Below are 20,338 nucleotides of genomic sequence, written 5' to 3'. Positions count from 1 at the left end.
CTGCGCTCCGGTCGGTTTCGCTGGTCGGCGGGGCCGGTCACCCACCACCCCCCAGCTGAACGTCCCTACCCCTGCCCGGGTCACGGGCCCCGCCGACGCCCGAGCTTTGCGCCCGTCCGGCGAGCCGCCCCCGGCGCTCCCCCACCCGAGCCGTAAGCCGCCCAACGCCAGGTCGATCCCCCGTCCGGCTCGCGAGCAGCCGGGGGCCCCACGCTGCCGGTTCACCGGTCGCTCCCCGCGCCCCGGCGGGAGGGGCGGCGGTCCGTCCTCGGGCGACGGCCGGCCGGGCCGGTGCCCGCGGCGGGCCGCTCGCGGCGCGGCTCACGGCGCCTGCGTTCCTGCCGCAGGCACTCCCTGAGCCCCTCCGGATCGATGCCTTCGTTGCAGGCGTGGTGGAGGAGCTGGGCGAACCTGTAGTCGGCGTCCGCCTGCAGGGCGAGCCCGAGCGCGATCCGTGCGGTCGGCTCGTCCCCGGTGGACCAGGACACCCAGCCCGCCAAGGTCAGCGGGGCGGCGGCGTGTTCCCCGTACGCCCCGACGCAGCGCCGGGCCAGGGCACGCCACAGCCGCAGGGCCACGCCCGCCTCCTCGTCCTCCATCCATTCGGCGGCGATGTCACGGACCTCCCGGTCCTGGAGGCCGATGATCACCGCGGCGGCCTCGTCGTGGCCGAGCAGGGCGTCGTCCCAGCCGTCGGCGCCGGGGCCGGTCCCGGCAGGCGGCGCGAGGGTCATGCGCCGCATCAGGGTCCGGGCCATCGCGAGGGTCTGCGCCCCGACCTCCTCCCGGCTCGTCCCGTCGAGGATCTTCGGGACCAGGGCGACGGCGGCGCGTTCCAAGGCCTTCTCCTGCTCGACGGCTTCCGCCCCTCCGAGAGGTGCCAGGCGGGCCTCGATCTCCTTGAGGGATCCGCGGACCTGGATCCCGGCGAAGGTGGCTGCGGCGGCCATGACCGAGGTGCCCGGCAGGGCCATCGGGTTGCCTTCCGCCGGACAGCAGCGCTCGTCGGGACAGGTGTAGGACCAGTAGCGGCCGCCGGAGAGGCACAGGGCTTCCAGGACGGGCACGTCGAGCGCCCCACAGGCAAGCCGCACCCGGTGGGCGAGCGGCCGCAGCCGGGTCATCACCCGCTGCGCGCTCTCCCCGGCGAGCGGGTCCCGGCAGAGGAAGACGACGATGCCGTCGGGCTTGCCACCCCGGCGCTCGCTGCCCCGGATCAGGGTTTCGGCGGCCTGCCGGGCGGTGTCCTCCCATTCCGGGGGCGCCGCCGGGATGCCCACCCGGAGACGGCCGCCGAAGCGCCCGCCGTCGCCGTGGACGGCGACCAGTACCAGCGAGTCCGTCGGGTGGAAGCCGAGCATGTACGGCAGTGCGTCGGCCAGCTCGGCCGGGCTGCGCAAGGTGATCTGGGAGGGCGTGGGTGATCCGGACGGGCTGGTGGACCGCCGTCCGGACGGACTGGGTGATTCGTTGTTCTTCGTCATGCGTCGACGGTCCCGCGCCTGATCATTTCGCGAAAGGCCTGTGGATAACTCCCCGACCCGTCCAGATTTCAACATCCACAGGCCGGGTGCGGCATTGGCGCGATGTCAGAGGCATCGGGTTGCATGGGGGGCATGAACGCAGACCTGAGGTCCTCGGCCGATTCCGTACTCGCCCGTCTGGTGGGCGACGCCACGGGCACCGCGCGGCTGCGCGAGGACCAGTGGCGGGCGATCGAAGCCCTCGTCGCGGGCAAGCGGCGTGCGCTGGTGGTCCAGCGCACGGGCTGGGGCAAGTCGGCGGTCTACTTCGTCGCCACCTCGCTGCTGCGGGCGAGCGGAGCCGGTCCGACCGTGATCGTCTCCCCGCTGCTCGCGCTGATGCGCAATCAGGTCGAGGCGGCGGCCCGGGCGGGCATCCACGCCCGCACCATCAATTCCGCCAATCCCGAGGAGTGGGAAGGGATCCAGGCCGAGGTCGCGGCCGGCGAGGTCGATGTCCTCCTGGTGAGCCCGGAACGGCTCAACAACCCGGACTTCCGGGACCAGGTGCTTCCCAAGCTGTCCGCCGCCACGGGCCTCCTCGTGGTCGACGAGGCGCACTGCATCTCCGACTGGGGGCACGACTTCCGCCCCGATTACCGCCGGCTGCGCACCATGCTGGCCGATCTCCCGCCGGGCGTCCCCGTGCTGGCCACCACCGCCACGGCGAACGCCCGGGTCACCGCCGACGTCGCCGAGCAGCTGGGCACCGGCGCCGGAACGGACGCCCTGGTGCTGCGCGGGCCGCTCGACCGGGAGAGCCTGAGCCTGTCGGTACTGTCCCTTCCCGACGCCGCGCACCGGCTCGCGTGGCTCGCCGACCACCTCGGCGAGCTCCCCGGGTCCGGGATCATCTACACGCTGACCGTGGCGGCCGCCGAGGAGGTCACCGCCTACCTGCGCCACCGGGGCCACACGGTCTCGTCGTACACGGGCAAGACCGAGAACGCCGACCGGGAGCAGGCCGAGAACGACCTGCAGGCCAACCGCGTCAAGGCCCTCGTCGCCACGTCCGCCCTCGGCATGGGCTTCGACAAGCCCGACCTGGGTTTCGTGGTGCACCTGGGCTCGCCCTCCTCCCCCATCGCCTATTACCAGCAGGTGGGCCGCGCGGGCCGTGGCGTGGAGCACGCGGAGGTGCTGCTCCTGCCGGGCCGTGAAGACGAGGCCATCTGGCAGTACTTCGCCTCCGTGGCCTTCCCGCCGGAGGAGCAGGTGCGCCGGACGCTGGACGTACTGGCCCAGGCGGGGCGGCCGTTGTCGCTCCCCGCGCTGGAGCCGCTGGTCGACCTGCGGCGCACCCGCCTGGAGACGATGCTCAAGGTCCTGGACGTGGACGGCGCCGTACACCGGGTGAAGGGCGGTTGGACCTCGACGGGTGAAGCGTGGACCTACGACGCCGAGCGGTACGCGTGGGTGGCCCGGCAGCGGGCGGCCGAACAGCAGGCGATGCGCGACTACGCGTCGACCACCGCGTGCCGGATGGAATTCCTGCGCCGCCAGCTCGACGACGAGGAAGCCGTGCCCTGCGGCCGCTGCGACAACTGCGCGGGAGCCCGCTTCACCGCGGAAGTCTCCAGCACCGCCCTGGACACCGCCCGAGGGGAACTGGGGCGGCCCGGCGTCGAACTGGAGCCCCGCAAGATGTGGCCGACGGGCCTCACGGCCGTGGGCGTGGACCTCAAGGGCCGTATCCCGGCCGGGGAGCAGGCTTCCACGGGGCGTGCGCTCGGCCGGCTCTCCGACATCGGCTGGGGCAACCGGCTGCGCCCGATGCTCGCCCGGCAGTCGCCCGATCAGCCGGTTCCGGACGATGTCGCGCAGGCGGTGGTCGCGGTGCTCGCCGACTGGGCCCGGGGCCCGGGCGGTTGGGCTTCGGGGGCTCCTGACGCTCCCGCACGACCGGTCGGGGTCGTCGCGTTGCCCTCGCGCAGCCGTCCGCAGCTGGTCGGCTCCCTGGCGGCGCGGATCGCCGAGGTCGGGAGGATGCCGCTGCTCGGAGCGCTCTCCTACACGGACGAGGCACCGGAGTTCGGCCTTCCCTCCTCCAACAGCGCCCAGCGCGTCCGAGGGCTCCATCTGGCCTTGACCGTACCTCCTGCCCTGGCTGCGACACTGGCGCAGGCGGACGGTCCGGTGCTGCTCGTGGATGACCGCGCGGAGAGCGGCTGGACGCTCGCGGTGGCCGCCCGGCTGCTCCGCCGGGCGGGCGCGAAGGAGGTGTTCCCCCTGGTGCTGGCGCTCCAGCCATAACGAATGCGTCATGCACGGCGTGGCGGGGCAAGGATATGAACGGCATACCGGCGAATTCCGGTCGGTGGCCCCAAATGCTCATTGCCCCACGCTCGCGGGCCACGCGAGAATCGGAGAGCTCCCGCTCGGCTCGTCGGCACTCCCCAGGGCCGTGCCGCGGCGCGCCCACATCCCAGCCGTGCCCGTCCGCGGGCGTGTACCCGAAGGGAGGACCGTGACCATCGGATTCGCCCCGCCCTCGACCACGTCCCTGATCACGGCCACCGGCGGCGCCAGCCGGCACGGCAGACTGCTCGAACCCGCCGAATGGTCGGCGGCGGGGGTGCCCCTGCTGAGCAATCCGCGCGAGGTCGTCAGCGGGCTGCACTCCAGGCACCACCCCGTGCCGTCCACCGCCGTGATCGCCGTGCTCGACCCGGAGGAACGGCTGGTGGCGAGCGCCTCGTTCGTGCAACGGTCGGCCTCGGCCGACGGCTGGGAGTACCGCAACGCCCTTCTGTCCCGGCTGCGCCGCGTCCTGCCGCACGACCTGCGGCGCCGGACCCCCGTGCGCACGGCGGTGCTCTTGTACTGCCGTGAGGGCGACGAGCGGTGGACCGAGGAGGACGGCGCCTGGATGTGGGGGCTGCGGGACGCGTGCACCCTGCACGGGTTGCGCTGCGGTGCGTACATCACGCTGACGCACGGGGGCTGGCAGGTGCTCGGCGAAGACCGCGGCGGCCGCAGACCCAGTTCGGACTCCCGCCCCGAGTTCCTCGGCGCCACGTCGGCCGAACCGGCCCGGGCGCCCCTGCGCACCGGCGGCGGCTCGGCCGAGGCGTTGCGTCACACCGCCGCACGCTGAGCCCGTCGCCGGCCCGGTGCGGCTCCGTAGCACTCCGCCCGGGCCCGGCCCGGCGGCGCGGGGCTGCAGCGGGGCCGACTCCCGGCCCGCCCCGCTCTCCCCGCCCGTACCGGAGTACGGGCCGTCAGACCCCCGCGCCGAGCACGGAGTTGATCTGCTGCGCGTCGCCGCACACGATCAGCAGCGCACCGGCCCGGGCGAGCGCGACCGGCAGCGCGCCGGCCACCGCGTCGAGCGGACCGCCGTTGGCCGCGAAGACCACGACCGGACGGCCCGCGGCGCGTTCGGCCTGCGCCGCGTCCGCGTAGAAGACGTCGTCCCGGGCATCGTGCTGCGCCCAGTACTCGGCCTCGCCGAAGGACAGTTCGTGGGCGGCCCACGGGTGCGGGTCGCCGGTGGTGAGCACCAGGATGTCACCGGGCGCGCGCCCGGTGTCGAGCAGTAGGTCGACGGCCTCTTCGGCCGCGTCCAGCGCACCCTCGGCCGAGGCCGGGATCAGCTGGACCTGGGGCACCGCCGCCGAGACGGACGGCGTGGTGGGGGCTGCGGCAACGGGTCCGGGGGTGGTGGCCTGCGCCGCACGCTGCACGGGCGGGGCGGGCCTGGGGACGCCTCCCGCGCGGCCGGCCGCTGCGGGGGAGGGACCGGGGCGCCCGGGCCGGGGTACGGCTGCGGGACGCGGACCAGGTACGGGGCGGGGGGTCTGCGCGGTGCGGCTCGCGGCCGGCGTGACGCGGGGACCCTGGGCACTCTCGTGAATCTGAGGCTCCTCGGGGGTGAGAGGCATGAGTTGACATCTATCAAACACCGGTACGAAACGTACCGGCGTATGGCACGTGGACGCGATCAGAAATCGAAGCCGAGTTGGCCTCCGTTTTCCAGCTCCGTCGATTCCTCGCTGCGGCGCACCTTCTTGAGGTGCCGCCACCGGGGCAGCGCGTCGAGGTACGACCACGAGAGCCGGTGGTACGGGGTGGGGCCCAGCTCCTCCAGGGCCGCCCGGTGCACGGGCGAGGGGTAGCCGGCGTTCGCGCCGAACGCGAAGTCCCTTATCGCGTCGACCTGTTCACCGAGTTCGGCCATCATCCGGTCGCGCCGGACCTTGGCGATCACCGAAGCAGCGGCGACCGCGACACAGGACTGGTCCCCCTTGATCACCGTACGGACCCGCCAGGGGGACCCGAGGTAGTCGTGCTTGCCGTCGAGGATCACCGCGTCCGGCCGCACCGGCAGGGCCTCCAGGGCGCGCACCGCCGCGAGCCGCAGGGCGGCGGTCATGCCCAGCTCGTCGATCTCCTCCGGCGAGGCGTGCCCGAGGCCGTGGGCGGTGACCCAGTCCTCCAGGATGTCGAGCATCGCGTCCCGGCGCTTGGGGGTGAGCAGTTTGGAGTCGGTGAGTCCCGCGGGCGGCCGGCGCAGGCCGGTGATCGCCGCGCACACGGTGACCGGACCGGCCCAGGCCCCTCGTCCGACCTCGTCGACCCCGGCGATGACCTTGGCGCCGGTGGTGGCACGGAGGGAGCGCTCGACGGTGTGGGTGGGTGCTTCGTACGGCATGGCGCCAGCAAGGGTACGCCGCCCCGCGCCGCCTGCACACCCCGCCCCGGGCCGGGGACACGGGCCGGGTTGCCCGCGGGGTCACACCCGGAGCATCGGCACCATCACCTGGTCGATCAGCTGAGCGACATCCTGGTCTTCCCATTCGCTTCCGTACATCTTTGCGCGGTACATCAGCATGGCGGGAATGACGTCGACAATGAACGGAATGTTCGCGTCCGCTCGCACTTCCCCCCGCTCGATGCCGCGCCGCACAAGGGCTTGGATCACTCCCTGGGCGGGTTGGTGCAGCCCGTTCCAGATCACGCCGCGGAACCGGTCCGCATTGTCGGGGTCGCATTCGTGAAGTACCGCGCGCAGGGCAACGCCGGCGCGTGAGCGCATCACGTCACACATCCGCACACACAACCCGTAGAGGTCATCGCGGATCGACCCGGTGTCCGGGATCCGGCCCAGCGGCGGCAGTCCGGCGCCGAGCACCTCGGCCACGAGCGCGGCCTTCGACGGCCAGCGCCGGTACAGCGCCGCCTTGCCCGTCCGCGCGGCGGCCGCGACGCCCTCCATCGTGAGCGCGTTCCAGCCAACGGTGCTCAGCTGCTCCAGCGCCGCGTCCAGGATGGCCCGTTCGAGCTCCGGGCCCCTCCTGCGCCCCGCAGGCGCCTGCGACCAGGGGGAACCCGTCATGCTCCATACCTCCGACCGGCCAGCGCGCCCAGCGCACGCATTTTCGGCCTTAGTGAACGCTTGCGTTCACTAAATGTAGCTCCTACGGTGGTGCGCGAGTGAACGGATGCGTTCACTATTTCACTTCGGGGGGATCCTCAGTGACAAGCGTTCAACTCGACAAGCCGCGGATATCGGGAGCCGCCCGCCACCCGGGCCGCCCCGGTGTGGCGCTCGCGGTGATTGCCGCGTGCCAGCTCATGGTCGTGCTCGACGCGACGATCGTGAACATCGCGCTGCCCCACATCCAGACCGCGCTCGCCTTCTCCACCACCGACCTTTCCTGGGTGCTCAGCTCCTACACCCTCACGTTCGGCGGCCTGCTCCTGCTCGGCGGCCGGGCCGGCGACATCCTCGGCCGGCGCCGGGTCTTCATGACCGGAATCCTGCTCTTCACCCTCGCCTCCCTCCTCGGCGGATTCGCCCAGGAACCCTGGCAGCTCCTGGCCGCCCGCGCCCTCCAGGGAGTCGGCGGCGCCATCGCCTCGCCGACCTCGCTGGCGCTGATCACCACGACGTTCGCGGAAGGTCCCGAACGCAACCGGGCCTTCGGCGTGTTCGCCGCCGTCTCGGCCGGCGGCGGCGCGATCGGCCTGCTGGCCGGCGGCATGCTGACGGAATGGCTCGACTGGCGCTGGGTCCTGTTCGTCAACGTGCCGATCGGCGTCCTGATCGCCGTCCTCGCGCCGCTGTTCATCAGCGAGTCGGAACGCCACCCGGGCCGTTTCGACATCGCCGGAGCGCTCACCTCCACCGGTGGCATGGCCTCGCTGGTCTACGGATTCATCCGCGCGTCCGAGGACGGGTGGCGCGACTCGCTCACGATCGGCTCCTTCGCCGCCGCGCTGGTGCTGCTCGCGCTGTTCGTCGTCATCGAGTCCAGGGCACGCGAACCCATCATCCCGCTGCGGATGTTCGCCGACCGCAACCGCGCCGGCACCTACGTGATCATGCTCGGCCTGGCCGCGGCGATGTTCGGCATGTTCTTCTTCATCGTCCAGTTCGTGCAGAACGTGCTCGGCTTCTCACCGATCCAGTCCGGTCTCGGCTTCCTGCCCGTGACCGTCGCCATCGTCACGGCCGCCGGGCTCTCGCAGCGGTTCCTGCCCCGCTTCGGCCCCAAGCCGTTCATGGTCGCCGGGTCCGCGCTCACCGGTTCGGGCCTGGCATGGCTGAGCTTCATCGAGACGGACAGCTCGTACGTGTCCGGGGTGCTCGGGCCGATGGTGCTGTTCGGCTTCGGCATGGGCCTGAACTTCGTGACCCTCACCCTCACCGCCGTCTCCGGGGTGGCACCCCGCGAGGCGGGCGCGGCCTCGGGGCTGCTCAACGCCAGCCAGCAGGTCGGCGGCTCGCTCGGCCTGTCCATCCTGGTCACCGTCTTCGGCACCGCGAGCCGTGACGAGGCCACCAAGCAGGTCCCGGCCTTCATGGCGAAGGCGGACCCCGGTCAGCTGGCCGCGTTCAAGGAGACCCATCGGCTGCCCGACCCGTGGGGCGACCTCGTCCTCACACAGGGCATCTCCACCGCCTTCCTGGCGGCCGTCGCGATGGCGGGGCTCGCCCTGGCGACCGCGCTCCTGGTGATCCGGGTACGCAAGAGCGACCTGGAGGCCCTCAGCGGAACCGCCGCCGAGGCCGGTCCGACGGCCTGAGCGGGCAAACCGTACGCAGGCCCGGGCGCCCCGGAACATCCGGCGCGCCCGGGCCGCATTGCGCGTCGCCGCCTTACTCGCCCGGCCGCGTTGCGCGCCCGGGGCTCCTCCTCACGCGTCGCCGCACTATGCGCCGGGTGTCCCGGCCCTCAGCGCGGCGCGTCCGGCAGCCACGCCGGGAGGGCCTCGGTCCGCGCCAGCCACGCCTGCGGCAGCGCCGCGTCGCCGCGCGCGCCCAGGACACCGCCGACGATGGCGCACGTCGTGTCCACGTCCCCGCCCACCTGCGCGGTGGTCCAGAACGCCCGCTCGTAGTCGTCCAGCGAACGCGCCGCCGACCACAGGGCGAACGGCACCGTGTCGTGGGCGCTGGTGCGCCGGCCGCAGCCCAGGACCGCCGCGACCGTGGTGGCGTCGCCGTAGTCCAGCATGTCCCGCGCCCGCCGCAGCCCCGCGCCCACGGCGCTGCGCGGCACCAGCGCGATCACGCCGTCCAGCAGGTCGGCGGCCTTCGGCGGCCCGGCGTCGTCCGCCGCGAGCGCGGCCGCGGCGGCTACGGCCATCGCCCCGCACACCGCCTCGCGGTGCTGGTGGGTGGTGTACGCGGAGATCTCCGCCTGGTGCGTGGCCTGCTCGGGATCGTCCGCGTACCAGGCGCCGAGCGGTGCGATGCGCATGGCGGCGCCGTTGCCCCAGGAGCCCTGCCCGTTGAAGAGCTCGGCCGCCAGGGTGCGCCAGTCCGCACCCTCCCGGATGAGCCGCAGCATCCGGTTGACGGCGGGCCCGTAGCCGCGGTCGAAGTCGTGGTGGTGGGCGAAGGAGGCGGCCAGCGCGTCCTGGTCGATGCGCCCGTGGTCGGCGAGGACGGCCATCACCGAGCAGGCCATCTCGGTGTCGTCGGTCCACTGCCAGGTCTCGCTGCCCGCGGGCAGCTCGCGCCGCTTGAGCAGCGGGTAGTTCACGGGGACGAAGTACTGGGAGCCCAGGGCGTCCCCCAGGGCCAGCCCGCGAAGGCTGGACATGGCGCGTGCGTAGCGCCTCTCGGGAGTGGAGTCAGCGGTCATCGCACGTCACTTTAGTCGTCGAGGTCGTAAGGCTCCGGTGTGGTCCACCGCTCAAACGGGCGGTCCAGGCGGTACCGGCCGTCCGGACCGAGCACGAGTGTCCTGAATTCACCATTCCCGGGGTTGCTCAGGGCCTCGAACTCGGCCACCGACCAATGGAACCAGCGCATGCAGAACAGCCGCATCGTCAGGCCGTGCGTCACGAGCAGCACGTTCTCGGGATGGTCGGGAGCCTCGAAGCTGCGGTACAGGCTCTCCAGGAAGGACCCGACCCGGTCGTACACGTCGGCGCCCGACTCGCCCTGCGCGAAGCGGTAGAAGAAATGCCCGTACGCGTCCCGGTAGGCCTTCTGCAGGCGCACGTCGTCGTGGTCCTGCCAGTTCCCCCAGTCCTGTTCGCGCAGCCGCGGTTCCTCCCGCATGCGGACCCGCGTCGGGTCCAGCCCCAGCTCGCGGAAGGTCTGCAGGGTCCGGCGGTAGGGGGAGACGTAGGCGCTGATGCGCTCGTCTCCGAACAGGTCGCGCAGCCGTGCGCCGGCCTGCCGGGCCTGCTCGCGCCCGGTCGGCGTCAGCCGCAGGGCGTGGTCGGGCTCCCGCTCGTACACCGTGTCATCGGCATTGCCCTGGGATTCCCCGTGCCGGACGAGGACGATGCGCCGTGGTCGTACCATTCCACGACCTTATTCGGCCACCGGCGCGTGATTCGAACGGGCACGCCGGTCGGAGCGCCGCTCGTCCTACGGTCATACCGTCCACGAGGGTTCGAGGTCGACGACGTCACCGGTCAGCGCCTCCACGTCGGCCTCGGTCTGCGCGCGCAACGAGAGCCGCTCGACCCGCTCCTGCCGGTACTTGCCGTGTTCGGCGGCCGCCCGCCACATCGACAGCACCAGGAACTCCCGCCCCGGGGCTTCCCCGAAGAGGCCGCGGATCATGCCCGGCGACCCTGCCATGGCCGGGTTCCAGACCTTCTCCTGCATCAGTGCGAAGTGCTCCACCCGCCCCTCACGCACCCGGGTGTGGGCGACCCGGACCACGTCGGCGTCGGAGAAACGCGGCTCGAAACCGGTCTTCACGTCGAAGCGGTAGTCGAAGAGCGTGACCCGCGCGTCGGTGAAGGTGCCGTTCTGGGAGGCGGCCAGCCGGTCGTGCGACCGTGCCATGAAGGAGTCGTAGAAGGACCGGCTCTCCCAGAACGCGAAGACGTGCGCCACCCCCTGCCGGCCCCGGCTCCATCCGCCGCCCTGCCCCCGGAATCCGGGCTCGCCCGGCAGCCCCGCCCATTTGCGCTGCCCACGCTCGAACCCGCGTCGGTCCGTCACCGTGCAGCGAATCCACTTGACCAGCACCGCGCCATCGTACGGGCCCGGCGCGGCCCGGGTCAGTCCTCGGCGCGGAAGATCCCCACGAGATCAGCCGCGTCCCGCTCGGACAGCCGAAGGCCGAACTCCCGGGCGAGCGAAGGGATCACCTCATCGGCAGTCACGGTCCGGCTCTCCACCCGCCCGTCCGGGTACCAGCGGGTCAGCTCGCGGCCCAGGAGAGCCACCCGCACGTCCTCGCCGGGCAGTTGGACGATGACCTTGCCGAGGAAGGCCGAGCGCGGGTGCGAGGAGCTGTAGTGGTTCAGCACCACGTAGTCGACGGGGTGGTAGGGCTGCGGGGTGAAGGCGTAGAGGTCGCGCCAGGTGCCCTCGCGCAGCCAGCGCAGGACGAGGAGCCCGTCCTCCTCCTGGTGGACGGCGTACGTCCACTCCCCCTGCCGCACTTCGGCACCGGGCCGCCCGAGCGGGACGGGCTCGAACGGTCCGGGATACCCGTATCCCGCGTCGCACAGCCAGGGTTCACCCTCGACGGTGACGACGAGGACGGCGTGCGTCACCGGCAGCAGGGTGTCCCCGCGGGCCCTGTTGCGGGCGCCGCGCCCGGCCACCTCGAAGCCGATCCGCTGGAGGGCTGCGGCCAGCAGCGAGTTCTGCTCGTAGCAGTAGCCGCCGCGGCGGCGGTGCACGAGCTTGTCCTGCAGCGAGGTGACGTCCAGCTCGACGGGGCGGCCGAGCGTGACGTCCAGGCTCTCGAAGGGTATGGCGGCGGTGTGCGCCCGGTGCACTGCGTACAACGTCTCCAGGTCGGGCCGCAGTTCCCGTCGCGCGCCTTCGCCTTCGCCGCCCTCCCCGATGCCGATCCGCGCCAGATACGCGTCGAGGTCCAGCTCGTCACCGCTCCACATGGCTCTCCCACTCCCCCGTGTGAAATCCGGGAGCCGCGGCGATCACCACGCCCCCGCACCATGATCGTCCCGCGGCCCCGCACCCGCCACCCCCTTCACCCCTGGCCCCGCGCCGCCCTCCGGCCCCCCGCGCCCCCGGTCGTGCGCTCAGAGGTCGAGCAACTCCGCGAGGGTGCCGCCGAGGACGCGATCGCGCAGCGCTCCCGGGCTGGTCACTCGTTCCACGGTGGCGCGGGCGAGGAACGGGTCACCATAGGGCGCGTCCGAACCGAACAGCGTGCGGTCAGGCACCTCGCCGATGGCCAGCCGCACCGCGAAGATGATGTTCGCCGTCGACAGTTCCAGGTACATGTTCGGGGTGTCCCGGGCCAGCTCGATGGCCGTCAGCCAGTTCGTTCCGCCGAGTTGGCTGATCACCAGGGGAACGCTCGGGTGGCGGCGCGCGAGAGCGGCGAGGGCCGCCAGGTCTGACGCCGTGGTCGGCGCGAACCCGTGCACGACGACCGGCAGCCCACCGTGATCGGCGGCCGCCCGCAGGACCGGCTCGATCAGACCGGCCCCGCCCGGTGGCGGAGTCAGCTCACCGATCCCCCGAAAGCCCCGGCCGACGACCTCCCGCTCGACCTCCGCCGCGATCTGCTGAGCCGGCAGCTCCAGGCGGACCTTGCCGAAGCCGATGAAACGGTCGGGATGCGCCGCGCATGCCGAGGCGTGTTCCTCCCGTGCGGCCTCGTAGCCGTCCGGTCCGTCGGAGCGTCCGCTGATCGTCTCGTCCAGCACACTCATCTCGTGCCGGAACGAGGCCAGATCGGTGGCCCGCTCCGGATGCGGCCGGGTGCCGAAGAGCACGGCACGGTCGACTCCTGCCTCGTCCAGCAGGGCGATGTGGCTGTCCACGGGATCGTGGACGTGGCTGTGCGCATCGATGATCAACGGATGCTCCTGGTCACGGCCCATGACGGTGACGGAATGCCGCCGCCCGTCCCATCGTTGAAGGCTGACACCATGACAAGGTCAAGCCGGCGGAGATGGCGATGTTGATCGGGCAGTTGGCCAAACGGACCGGGACGAGCGAGCGCCTGCTCCGCTACTACGAACGCGTCGGCCTGCTCACCTCGGTTCGCCAGGCCAACGGATACCGCGACTACGACGATGCGGCCGAGCAGAGGGTCAGGCAGATCCGCTCCCTGCTGGCGGCCGGGCTGCCCACCAGTTTGATCCGGCAGGTGCTGCCCTGTGCACTCGCCGACGGCTCCCTCCGTCCGTGCCCGGGAGTGCTGGACAAACTCCGCGCCCAACTCGCCCGCCTCGACCAGCGCGCGCAGGACTTGGCACGAGCCCGCCAAACCCTGCAGCTGGCCATCACGGAAGCAGAACGAGCCGCATAGCAGCACGGTGCGCCGGGACACGGCCGCACCCGGCAGGACAGCCGCGTCGGCAAAACGCAGGTGGGGTGTCCGCGTTGTGCGGACACCCCACCCGAGCTGCTGATTCACGCCCTACGAGGGCTCACGATCAGCTGCAACCGCTGGTCGAGCCGCAGCCCTCGCAGATGTAGCAGGAGCCGGCGCGCTGCATCTTCGTACCGCAGGAGAAGCACAGCGGGGCGTCGGCCGAGACGCCGAGCTGCATCTCGACGAGTTCGGCGCTGGAGTGCGCCGTCTTCGGAGCCGGGACCGTGACCGGGGCGGCAACGGCAGGCTTCGGCTGCTCCGAGGGGACGGCCGCGAGCGGGGCCGACTGGGCCAGCGACTCGGTGTCCAGTTCCTCCTCGTCCATCGGCTCGTACGAGCCGGTGTCGAGGTGGCGCTGACGCTCTTCGGCGGTGTGGATGCCGAGCGCCGAGCGGGTCTCGAACGGCAGGAAGTCCAGCGCCAGGCGGCGGAAGATGTAGTCGACGATCGACTGCGCCATCCGCACGTCCGGGTCGTCCGTCATGCCGGCCGGCTCGAAGCGCATGTTCGTGAACTTCGAGACGTAGGTCTCCAGCGGCACGCCGTACTGGAGGCCGACGGAGACGGCGATCGAGAAGGCGTCCATCATGCCCGCGAGGGTGGAACCCTGCTTGGACATCTTGAGGAAGACCTCGCCCAGGCCGTCGTCCGGGTAGGAGTTCGCGGTCATGTAGCCCTCGGCGCCGCCGACCGTGAACGAGGTCGTGATCCCCGGGCGGCCCTTCGGCAGGCGCTTGCGGACCGGGCGGTACTCGATGACCTTCTCGACCGCTGCCCGGATGGTGTCCTCCGCCTTGGCGGTGACCTCCTCCTTCTCCTCTTCCTTCTTCTTGGCGGAGAGGGGCTGGCCGACCTTGCAGTTGTCGCGGTAGATCGCGAGCGCCTTGACGCCCATCTTCCACGCCTCGAAGTAGATCTCCTCGATCTCCTCGACGGTCGCCGACTCCGGCATGTTGACCGTCTTGGAGATCGCGCCGGAGATCCACGGCTGGATCGCGGCCATCATGCGCACGTGGCCCATCGGGGAGATGGAACGCTCGCCCATGGCGCAGTCGAAGATCGAGTAGTGCTCGGTCTTGAGGCCCGGGGCGTCGACGACCACACCGTGCTCGGCGATGTGGGAGACGATCGCCTCGATCTGCTCCTCCTGGTAGCCCAGGCGGCGCAGGGCCTGCGGGACGGTGCCGTTGACGATCTGCATCGAGCCGCCGCCGACGAGCTTCTTGAACTTGACCAGGGCCAGGTCCGGCTCGACACCGGTGGTGTCGCAGGACATCGCCAGACCGATGGTGCCGGTCGGGGCGAGGACGGAGGCCTGGGAGTTGCGGAAGCCGTTCTTCTCGCCGAGGCGCAGGACGTCCTGCCAGGCCTCGGTGGCCGCCGCCCAGATCGCGTTGTCCAGGTCGTCGGTGCGCGGCGCGACGGCGTTCGCGTCGGCGTGCTGCTTCATCACGCGCTTGTGCGACTCGGCGTTGCGGGCGTAGCCGTCGTACGGGCCGACGATCGCGGCCAGCTCGGCGGAGCGCCGGTACGCCGTACCGGTCATCAGCGAGGTGATCGAGGCGGCGAGGGTGCGGCCGCCGTCCGAGTCGTAGGCGTGGCCCGTGGCCATCAGCAGGGCGCCGAGGTTGGCGTAGCCGATGCCGAGCTGGCGGAAGGCGCGGGTGTTCTCGCCGATCTTCTGCGTCGGGAAGTCCGCGAAGCAGATCGAGATGTCCATCGCGGTGATGACCAGCTCGACGACCTTGGCGAAGCGCTCCGCGTCGAAGGACTGGTTGCCCTTGCCGTCGTCGTGGAGGAACTTCATGAGGTTCAGCGAGGCGAGGTTGCAGGACGTGTTGTCCAGGTGCATGTACTCGCTGCACGGGTTGGACGCGGTGATGCGGCCGGACTCGGGGCAGGTGTGCCAGTTGTTGATCACACCGTCGTACTGGATGCCCGGGTCGGCACAGGCCCACGCCGCCTCGGCGAGCTTGCGGAAGAGCGCCTTGGCGTCGACCTTCTCGATGACCTCGCCGGTCATGCGGGCACGCAGGCCGAACTCGGTGCCGTTCTCGACGGCCGTCATGAACTCGTCGTTCACGCGGACGGAGTTGTTGGCGTTCTGGTACTGGACGGACGTGATGTCGTCGCCGCCCAGGTCCATGTCGAAGCCCGCGTCGCGCAGGGCGCGGATCTTCTCCTCTTCCTTCACCTTGGTGGCGATGAAGTCCTCGACGTCCGGGTGGTCGACGTCCAGGACGACCATCTTGGCCGCCCGGCGCGTGGCGCCGCCCGACTTGATCGTTCCTGCGGACGCGTCGGCGCCCCGCATGAAGGAGACCGGGCCGGAGGCGTTGCCACCGGAGGAGAGGAGCTCCTTGGAGGAGCGGATGCGGGAGAGGTTCAGGCCGGCGCCGGAGCCGCCCTTGAAGATCATTCCCTCTTCCTTGTACCAGTCGAGGATCGACTCCATGGAGTCGTCGACGGCCAGGATGAAGCAGGCGGAGACCTGCTGCGGCTGGGGCGTTCCGACGTTGAACCACACCGGGGAGTTGAAGCTGAAGATCTGGTGCAGGAGGGCGTACGTCAGCTCGTGCTCGAAGATCTCGGCATCCGCGGGCGAGGCGAAGTAGTCGTAGTCCTCGCCGGCCTTCGTGTAGGTCTTCACGATCCGGTCGATGAGCTGCTTCAAACCGGTCTCGCGCTGCGGGGTGCCGACCGCGCCGCGGAAGTACTTGCTGGTGACGATGTTGACCGCGTTCACCGACCAGAAGTCGGGGAACTCGACGCCACGCTGCTCGAAGTTGACCGAGCCGTCGCGCCAGTTGGTCATGACGACGTCACGGCGCTCCCAGCTCACCTCGTCATACGGGTGCACGCCCGGGGTGGTGTGGATGCGCTCGATCCGCAGGCCGCTCTTGGCAGCCTTGGTTCCCTTGGCGCGGGAACCTCGTGCCGAGCCGCTCGCCGTCTCTGTCATGCCGCCTCCCATATGCGGGCAAAAACGCCCTGATGTGCCAGCGATATTCCGCAGCACGGTGCCGTGTGTCTGTATCTACGTATCTACGAATCTCGCCTGACCGACCGGGCCGGGGCCGCGCTGCGGCCCGTCCGGTCAGTCGGCGGCGGAGGCGGGCACGGGGACGACCGCGGGGGTCCCCCCCGGCTCGCACTCATGGGGATGAGACTGCCGTTCACGGAGCTCCGCGATGGCGGTCTCGAAGTCTTCAAGGGTGTCGAACGCTTTGTACACGGACGCGAACCGCAGGTACGCGACCAGATCGAGCTCCTGCAGCGGGCCGAGTATGGCCAGGCCCACGTCGTGCGTGGTCAGCTCGGCACTCCCGGTGGCGCGCAGCGCCTCCTCGACCCGCTGGCCGAGCTTGGCGAGGGCGTCCTCGGTGACCGGGCGCCCCTGGCACGCCTTGCGGACGCCGGAGATGACCTTGGAGCGACTGAAGGGTTCGGTCACACCGCTGCGCTTGATCACCATCAGCGAGGCCGTTTCCACCGTGGTGAAACGACGGGAGCAGTCGGGGCACTGACGGCGTCGGCGGATCGACGTGCCGTCATCGGTGGTGCGGCTGTCGACGACCCGGCTGTCGGGGTGCCTGCAGAAGGGGCAGTGCATGGTTCCCTCACCCTCCCTCTTAGGCACGACTGATCACCCCACCGGGCCCCTGAGCGGCAGGAACGAGGCTCTGCCGGGGGCTGGTGAAGCAGCCACCAGCATATGCGATGCCGGGAGTCCGAGCGGACCCGGGACCACAACTTCTGGGTGGCAGCGCTCATCCAACCACTAGATCTTGGGTTGTGGTGGATTTACTGCCCGCCGCGTGTCGCGGGCTCCGATGCAGGGTTCCCGGGGCCGGCGGTGCCACACTGGGCGCGGCCCGCCCGGTGACGATCCGACCCGGAAGGGTACCGTAGGCGGCATGGGAGCAGCCGAACCCGCGTTCGGTCTGACTGTCGGTCCATACACCTCTCGATGTGCTCCAGGTGGACCATCTGCGATATTTCACTCGAACGTGTGTTTGGCGCAACCTTTCGAAAGCAACTACCGTTGTCCAGCTAGGGAGAACATTTCGAGAGGGGCCGACGTGACCACGACCGCAGACAGTGCCACCATCACTGCCCAGAACCGCTCCCAGAGCCGAGTTGAGCCGGTGCATGCCATGAACGACGCACGTCAGAACCCGGAGGCGGAGTCCGTGCGCCCCGCACGCTCGCTGCCAGGGCGACCTCCAGGCATTCGCGCCGACAGCTCCGGGCTCACGGACCGGCAGCGCAGGGTCATCGAGGTCATCCGCGATTCGGTGCAGCGCCGGGGCTACCCGCCGTCGATGCGCGAGATCGGCCAGGCGGTCGGCCTGTCGAGCACGTCGTCGGTCGCCCACCAGCTGATGGCCCTCGAGCGCAAGGGGTTCCTGCGGCGCGACCCGCACCGCCCGCGGGCCTACGAGGTGCGCGGCTCGGACCAGCCCAGCTCGCAGCCCACCGACACCACCGGCAAGCCCGCCGCCTCCTACGTTCCCCTGGTCGGACGGATCGCCGCCGGCGGCCCGATCCTCGCCGAGGAGTCGGTGGAGGACGTCTTCCCGCTCCCCCGCCAGCTGGTCGGCGACGGCGAACTCTTCGTCCTCAAGGTCGTCGGTGACTCGATGATCGAGGCGGCCATCTGCGACGGCGACTGGGTCACCGTCCGCCGTCAGCCCGTCGCGGAGAACGGCGACATCGTCGCCGCGATGCTGGACGGCGAGGCCACCGTCAAGCGGTTCAAGCGCGAGGACGGCCACGTCTGGCTGCTTCCGCACAACGCCGCGTACCAGCCCATCCCCGGCGACGAAGCCACCATCCTCGGCAAGGTCGTCGCCGTTCTGCGCCGGGTCTGACACCCGTCGCCCCCATCCAGCTCCGGGACCTCTGCGCCGGTCCCGGAGCTGCTTCGTGCCGTGAGGCCGGGGGCCGCCGGCCGTCGGGCTGCCTACCGTGCCCGTCGAACTGCTTCGGGACCGCCGAACCCCTTCATGCCCGTCGGACTACTTGCCGTCCGCCTGCGCCGAAGCGTCGATCGCGGCCAGCGAGCGGCGGACCTGGTTGCGGTCCGTGGTGTACCAGAAGTCCGGCAGGGTGGCGCGCAGGAAGGTTCCGTAGCGAGCCGTGGCCAACCGCGGGTCGAGGACCGCGACGACACCCCGGTCCCCGGTAGCCCGTACGAGCCGGCCCGCGCCCTGGGCCATCAGCAGGGCGGCATGCGTGGCCGCGACCGCCATGAAGCCGTTGCCCCCGTGCTCCTCGACCGACTTCTGCCGGGCGCTCATCAGCGGGTCGTCGGGGCGGGGGAACGGGATCCGGTCCATGATCACCAGCTGGCAGCTGGGCCCGGGCACGTCCACTCCCTGCCACAGCGACAGCGTGCCGAACAGACAGGTCTTCGGATCCGCGGCGAACGCCTTGATCAGCTCACCGAGCGTCTCCTCCCCCTGGAGGAGGATCGGGTTCGACAGCCGTCCGCGCAGCTCCTCGGCGGCCGCCTTGGCGCCGCGCATGGAGGAGAACAGCCCGAGGGTCCGGCCACCGGCCGCCTCGATCAGCTCCGCCAGCTCGTCCATCATGTCGCCGCGGGTTCCCTCGCGGCCAGGGGTGGCCAGGTGCTTGGCGACGTAGAGGATGCCCTGCTTGGGGTAGTCGAAGGGCGAGCCGACATCCAGCCCCTTCCAGACGGGCACGTCGTCGCCGCCCACGCCTTCCGGCGACAGGCCGAGCGAGCCGGCGACGCCGTTGAAGTCGCCGCCGAGTTTGAGCGTGGCGGAGGTGAGGACCACCGACCGGTCTTCGAACAACTTCTCGCGCAGCAGGCCGGACACCGAGAGGGGAGCGACCCGCAGGGTGGCCCCGAAACGGTCATGGCGTTCGTACCAGACGACGTCGTACTCCGAGCCGAGGACGATCCGCTCCGCCACCGCGTGGACGCTTTCCACCGCGGCCAGGGCCTGCTTGCGGACGGCGTCCTCGTCCTGGACGGACTTGTCGCGGGTGGAACCGATCGCGGAGATCACGTTGCGCGCGGCGTCGCGCAGGGACATCAGCGCGTACGCGAGGTCTTCGGGAATCTGCTCCAGCCGGCCGGGCAGGGCCAGCTCCATGACGCGTTCGAAGGACTCCGATGCGGTCTGGAGGGAGTCGGCGGTCTTCTCGTCGACGAGCTTGGCCGCGCGCTTGACGGCCCGGTTCACCTGGCCCGGGGTGAGCTCACCGGTGGCGACGCCGGTGACGCGGGAGACGAGTTCATGGGCCTCGTCCACGATCAGTACCTCGTGCGGGGGCAGCACGGGGGCGCCCTCGATGGCATCGATCGCGAGGAGGGCGTGGTTGGTGACGACGACGTCCGCGAGCTTCGCCCGCTCGCGGGCGGCCTCGGCGAAGCACTCGGCTCCGTAGGCGCACTTCGTCGCGCCCAGGCACTCACGGGACGAGACGGAGATCTGCGCCCACGCCTTGTCGGACACGCCGGGCGTCAGGTCGTCGCGGTCGCCGGTCTCTGTTTCGTCCGCCCAGTCCCGCAGGCGCAGCAGGTCCTGGCCCAGCTTGCTGGTGGGAGCGGCCGCTTCGAACTGGTCGAAGAGGCCCTCCTCCTCGTCCTGCGGCGCACCCTCATGGAGCCGGTGCAGACACAGGTAGTTGGAACGTCCCTTGAGCATGGCGAACTGCGGCCGGCGGCGGAGCTGGGGATGCAGCGCCTCCACCGTCCGGGGCAGGTCGCGCTCGACGAGCTGCCGCTGGAGGGCCAGGGTCGCCGTGGCGACGACGACGCGCTCGCCGTGCGCGAGGGCCGGCACCAGGTAGCCGAGGGACTTACCGGTGCCGGTGCCGGCCTGGATCAGCCGGTGGGAGTTCTCGTCGATCGCTTCGGCGACGGCTTCGGCCATGGCCACCTGGCCGGGCCGCTCCGTGCCGCCGACGGCGGAGACGGCGGCGTGCAGCAGGTCGGGGAGGGAGGGCTTCGTCATAGCAATGCCAACCCTACGGGGCCGCACTGACAGCAGCCGCATC

The 20,338-nt window shown here is 71.2% G+C and carries 17 protein-coding genes; 5 read left to right on the top strand and 12 right to left on the bottom strand.

Annotated elements, in window-relative coordinates:
* Positions 1 to 221: 221 nt before the first annotated feature.
* Complete coding sequence (locus OHA81_RS23630) at positions 222 to 1,484, bottom strand: DUF4192 domain-containing protein (RefSeq protein ID WP_329198933.1); 1,263 nt, start codon at positions 1,482 to 1,484, stop codon at positions 222 to 224.
* 123 nt (positions 1,485 to 1,607) lie between these two features.
* Between OHA81_RS23630 and OHA81_RS23625 the strand changes: the two genes are divergently transcribed.
* Positions 1,608 to 3,776: a RecQ family ATP-dependent DNA helicase gene (locus OHA81_RS23625; RefSeq protein WP_443056631.1), complete on the top strand. Its 2,169-nt coding sequence runs from the start codon at positions 1,608 to 1,610 to the stop codon at positions 3,774 to 3,776.
* 214 nt (positions 3,777 to 3,990) lie between these two features.
* On the top strand, positions 3,991 to 4,620 hold the full coding sequence (locus OHA81_RS23620) for a hypothetical protein (protein ID WP_329198928.1): 630 nt from the start codon (positions 3,991 to 3,993) through the stop codon (positions 4,618 to 4,620).
* Between the two features lie 124 nt (positions 4,621 to 4,744).
* On the opposite strand, the gene OHA81_RS23615 is transcribed toward OHA81_RS23620, so the two are convergent.
* The 3 genes from OHA81_RS23615 to OHA81_RS23605 form a co-directional block, all read right to left on the bottom strand.
* A complete protein-coding gene (locus OHA81_RS23615) occupies positions 4,745 to 5,407 on the bottom strand; it encodes a hypothetical protein (RefSeq protein WP_329198926.1) in 663 nt (220 codons plus the stop codon).
* Positions 5,408 to 5,466: 59 nt separating this feature from the next.
* Entirely contained in the window at positions 5,467 to 6,177 is a 711-nt protein-coding gene (locus OHA81_RS23610; protein ID WP_329198924.1) for a ribonuclease HII, read from the bottom strand.
* Between the two features lie 81 nt (positions 6,178 to 6,258).
* A complete protein-coding gene (locus tag OHA81_RS23605; RefSeq protein ID WP_329198922.1) occupies positions 6,259 to 6,861 on the bottom strand; it encodes a TetR/AcrR family transcriptional regulator in 603 nt (200 codons plus the stop codon).
* Between the two features lie 140 nt (positions 6,862 to 7,001).
* On the opposite strand from OHA81_RS23605, the gene OHA81_RS23600 reads away from it, so the two are divergent.
* Positions 7,002 to 8,555, top strand: coding sequence for an MFS transporter (locus OHA81_RS23600; RefSeq protein ID WP_329198920.1), 1,554 nt, complete (start codon positions 7,002 to 7,004; stop codon positions 8,553 to 8,555).
* Between the two features lie 149 nt (positions 8,556 to 8,704).
* Here the strand turns inward: OHA81_RS23600 and OHA81_RS23595 are convergent, their stop codons facing one another.
* From OHA81_RS23595 to OHA81_RS23575, 5 genes are all read right to left on the bottom strand, one after another.
* Positions 8,705 to 9,619, bottom strand: coding sequence for an ADP-ribosylglycohydrolase family protein (locus OHA81_RS23595; protein WP_329198918.1), 915 nt, complete (start codon positions 9,617 to 9,619; stop codon positions 8,705 to 8,707).
* An 11-nt stretch (positions 9,620 to 9,630) separates the two neighbouring features.
* Complete coding sequence (locus OHA81_RS23590; protein ID WP_329198916.1) at positions 9,631 to 10,290, bottom strand: histidine phosphatase family protein; 660 nt, start codon at positions 10,288 to 10,290, stop codon at positions 9,631 to 9,633.
* A gap of 72 nt (positions 10,291 to 10,362) precedes the next feature.
* Positions 10,363 to 10,968 (bottom strand): YdbC family protein, encoded by a 606-nt coding sequence (locus OHA81_RS23585; RefSeq protein WP_190186214.1) that lies wholly within the window; start codon positions 10,966 to 10,968, stop codon positions 10,363 to 10,365.
* A gap of 32 nt (positions 10,969 to 11,000) precedes the next feature.
* Positions 11,001 to 11,849 (bottom strand): arylamine N-acetyltransferase family protein, encoded by an 849-nt coding sequence (locus OHA81_RS23580; protein ID WP_329198914.1) that lies wholly within the window; start codon positions 11,847 to 11,849, stop codon positions 11,001 to 11,003.
* A 147-nt stretch (positions 11,850 to 11,996) separates the two neighbouring features.
* Positions 11,997 to 12,806 (bottom strand): amidohydrolase family protein, encoded by an 810-nt coding sequence (locus tag OHA81_RS23575; protein ID WP_329198913.1) that lies wholly within the window; start codon positions 12,804 to 12,806, stop codon positions 11,997 to 11,999.
* A 71-nt stretch (positions 12,807 to 12,877) separates the two neighbouring features.
* On the opposite strand from OHA81_RS23575, the gene OHA81_RS23570 reads away from it, so the two are divergent.
* Positions 12,878 to 13,237, top strand: coding sequence for a MerR family transcriptional regulator (locus OHA81_RS23570; protein ID WP_329198910.1), 360 nt, complete (start codon positions 12,878 to 12,880; stop codon positions 13,235 to 13,237).
* A gap of 127 nt (positions 13,238 to 13,364) precedes the next feature.
* On the opposite strand, the gene OHA81_RS23565 is transcribed toward OHA81_RS23570, so the two are convergent.
* Both OHA81_RS23565 and nrdR read right to left on the bottom strand, forming a co-directional pair.
* Entirely contained in the window at positions 13,365 to 16,265 is a 2,901-nt protein-coding gene (locus OHA81_RS23565) for a vitamin B12-dependent ribonucleotide reductase (RefSeq protein ID WP_329198909.1), read from the bottom strand.
* A 135-nt stretch (positions 16,266 to 16,400) separates the two neighbouring features.
* Positions 16,401 to 16,916 carry a transcriptional regulator NrdR gene (nrdR, locus tag OHA81_RS23560; RefSeq protein WP_329198908.1) on the bottom strand — a complete coding sequence of 172 codons (516 nt, stop codon included), beginning with the start codon at positions 16,914 to 16,916 and terminating at the stop codon, positions 16,401 to 16,403.
* Between the two features lie 469 nt (positions 16,917 to 17,385).
* Between nrdR and lexA the strand changes: the two genes are divergently transcribed.
* Positions 17,386 to 18,177 carry a transcriptional repressor LexA gene (gene lexA, locus OHA81_RS23555; RefSeq protein WP_329198907.1) on the top strand — a complete coding sequence of 264 codons (792 nt, stop codon included), beginning with the start codon at positions 17,386 to 17,388 and terminating at the stop codon, positions 18,175 to 18,177.
* Positions 18,178 to 18,324: 147 nt separating this feature from the next.
* Here the strand turns inward: lexA and OHA81_RS23550 are convergent, their stop codons facing one another.
* Positions 18,325 to 20,295: an ATP-dependent DNA helicase gene (locus OHA81_RS23550; RefSeq protein WP_329198906.1), complete on the bottom strand. Its 1,971-nt coding sequence runs from the start codon at positions 20,293 to 20,295 to the stop codon at positions 18,325 to 18,327.
* Positions 20,296 to 20,338: the final 43 nt, after the last annotated feature.

The sequence above is a fragment of the Streptomyces sp. NBC_00667 genome, from assembly GCF_036226825.1.
Classification (GTDB): Bacteria; Actinomycetota; Actinomycetes; order Streptomycetales; family Streptomycetaceae; genus Streptomyces.
This window is presented reverse-complemented; position numbering and strand designations above follow the sequence as displayed.